This window comes from Streptomyces rectiviolaceus, assembly GCF_039533825.1.
Classification (GTDB): Bacteria; Actinomycetota; Actinomycetes; order Streptomycetales; family Streptomycetaceae; genus Streptomyces; species Streptomyces rectiviolaceus.
Window position 1 is genome coordinate 1 of record NZ_BAAAUG010000115.1, and the last position, 2,435, is coordinate 2,435.

1 protein-coding gene and 1 pseudogene are annotated in these 2,435 nt (G+C 74.0%); both read left to right on the forward strand.

The genetic code is table 11. The annotated features are described in order from the left end of the window. The coding region (locus ABD378_RS28970) for an SUKH-4 family immunity protein (RefSeq protein ID WP_344525428.1) at positions 1-1,793 on the forward strand (1,793 nt) is incomplete at its 5' end. Between the two features lie 379 nt (positions 1,794-2,172). After that, a pseudogene (locus ABD378_RS28975) lies at positions 2,173-2,435 on the forward strand (cellulose-binding protein); the annotation flags it as partial.

The window sequence follows — 2,435 nt, forward strand, 5'->3', positions numbered from 1 at the left end:
CTCCCGGCGCCGCCCAGCACTCCGTGCCGCCCGGCGCGGGGGACATCGCGGACGCCGCGACCAGCAAGGCGCAGTCTCCGCCGCGTGGTGCGCGCGGGAGCGGTGCGAGTGCGCCGCCGCCTCCCAGTGCCCCGGGGACTCCGGGTGTGCCGCAAGGCGGTACGCCGTCGCCGTCCGGTCCCGGTGCTCCGGGCACCCCGGCGGGCGGTTACGTCCCGACGCAGCTCGTCTCGGCGCTCGGCCCCGACGGACCGCAGCCGCCCGCGGCTCCGGACGCTCCGGGCACCCCGCCCCCCGGCGGTGGTGTCCACCACGCGGCGACGATGCTGGCCGACCCGAGCCTGGGTGGTCCTGGTGGGATCAAGCCGCCGGGTGCTCCGGGTGCTCCTGGTGCCCCGCAGCCTCCCGGTCCGCCCGGTGCTCCGGGTGCGCCTCAGCCGCCTGGCCCGCCCGGTGCTCCGGGTACGCCTCCCGGCGGTGTGCACCACGCGGCGACGATGCTGGCCGACCCGAGCCTGGGGGGTCCTGGTGGGATCAAGCCGCCGGGTGCTCCGGGTGCTCCTGGTGCCCCGCAGCCTCCCGGTCCGCCTGGCGCTCCCGGTGCTCCCGGTGCGGCTCAGCCTCCTGGTGCCCCGGGTGCTCCCGGCGGTGGTGTCCACCACGCGGCGACGATGCTGGCCGGGCCCGCGGTCGGTGGCCCCGGCGCGCCCATGCCGCCGCAGGCTCCGGGCGCCCCGGGTGCTCCCGGCATGCCGCCTCCCGCTCCCGGTCAGGCCGCTCCCGGCCAGCCCTACGGCTACCCGCAGCCGCCCACAGGGCAGCCGACCGTCGGCCCCGGCTACCAGGCCGTACTCCGCTATCGCGCGCAGGACGGCTCCGAGCAGCAGCTCATCCGCCGCTCGGCGCCCGGTACTCCGCACCCGGAGTGGCAGATCCTGCATGAGCTGCGCGGCATGAACGTGCCGCCGCAGCAGGTGCTCGAACTCCACACCGAGCTGGAGTCCTGCGAGCTGCCGGGTGCGTACTGCGCCCGGATGATCCGTGAGACCTGGCCGCAGGCGCGGATCACGAGCATCGCCCCGTACGGCAGGGACCACGGGTCCCGGCAGGGCGGGATGCAGCAGCTCATCGCGCATCAGGCCGAGTTGCACCAGGTCGCGGACGGTCCTGCGCGCCCCGCGCCGGTGCGTGCGCCGCTGCCGCAGGTGCAGCCCGCGCCGCCGATCCCGCCGGAGGGTGTGGCGCAGGAGCTGGTGGGCGCGTTCGGGCCCGGCGTCTTCCGCTTCGACCAGCGTGCGGTCTCCCGGCAGGGCGTTCCGGACATCGTGGCGCACACGCTCGTCGTGGCGGGCCTGCCCGTGGACTTCGGCCCGTTCTTCTGGGCGCAGGCCCAGCCGGGACGTCCGGTGCCGACGCTCGCCGAGACGGCTCAGGAGCGTGGGGTGCAGCCGGCGTCGGACGCCGGTTCGTACCTCGTCATGGGCAGCGACTTCGGCCGTGCGATCTGCGTCCAGTACGGCACGGCGAACATCGTCGCCGTGCCCGTGGAGGCGGGTCCTGGCGGGGCGCCGGTGCCGCCGCAGTTCGTGAACACGGGGCTGCCCGAGTTCGCGCGCTGCCTGGCGCTGCTCGGCCGCATGTGGCGGCTGCGGTTCGGGTTGAACCAGGAGCAGGCGGGGCGCTGGACGGTGGACTTCCAGGGCCAGCTGGCGGCACTCGACCCGGCGGCGTTGGCTTCGCCGGAGAGCTGGTGGTCTGTGCTGCTCGAGCAGATGTGGGACGGGCTGCTCTGAGTTCGCCCCTGCGGGGGGCCATGTAGGTGTGCGAGGCGTTCGACCCCCTGCGCGTGGGTCGGGCGCCTCGCCGGTTTTCGAGCCGCNNNAATTTTTCCCGCCCACCCACCCGAGCACCCCGGAGCACTGCCGGGCAATCGGGTGGGTGGGCGGGAAAGATCCGCCGCGAAGCGGCGGGCTTGGTGCGGGCAAGCCAGGGCCGTTCCTGCCGCGTGGAGAAGAAACGGCAACCCTCGATTCCGACTTCTGCCAAGAAATAACGCATCCTTGAGCGGATGAGATGCGCGGAGTGTCGCGTTATGGGCACTTCAGCTTGATCCATCAAGATGTGCGCCAATCGCGTAGTACGCGCGTGGTGCGTCGGAGGAGGGATTCAAGGATGAGCAGCGGTGCAACCGCGTCGGAGCACGGCTTCGTCGCCGTGCGCGGACGGGGCTACCGTCCCGAGCAGGTGGACGCGTACGCCCTCGATCTGTCCCAGGACCGCGACGGCGCGTGGGAACGTGCCGCCCGGCTCACCGTGCTCGCCAAGGAGATGGAGGCGGAGGCGGAGCGGCTGCGGGACGTGGTGTCGCGGCTCGCCCCTCAGACGTACGAGACGCTGAGCGAGCGCGCGCGCAGCATCCTCGCCCTGGGCGAGGA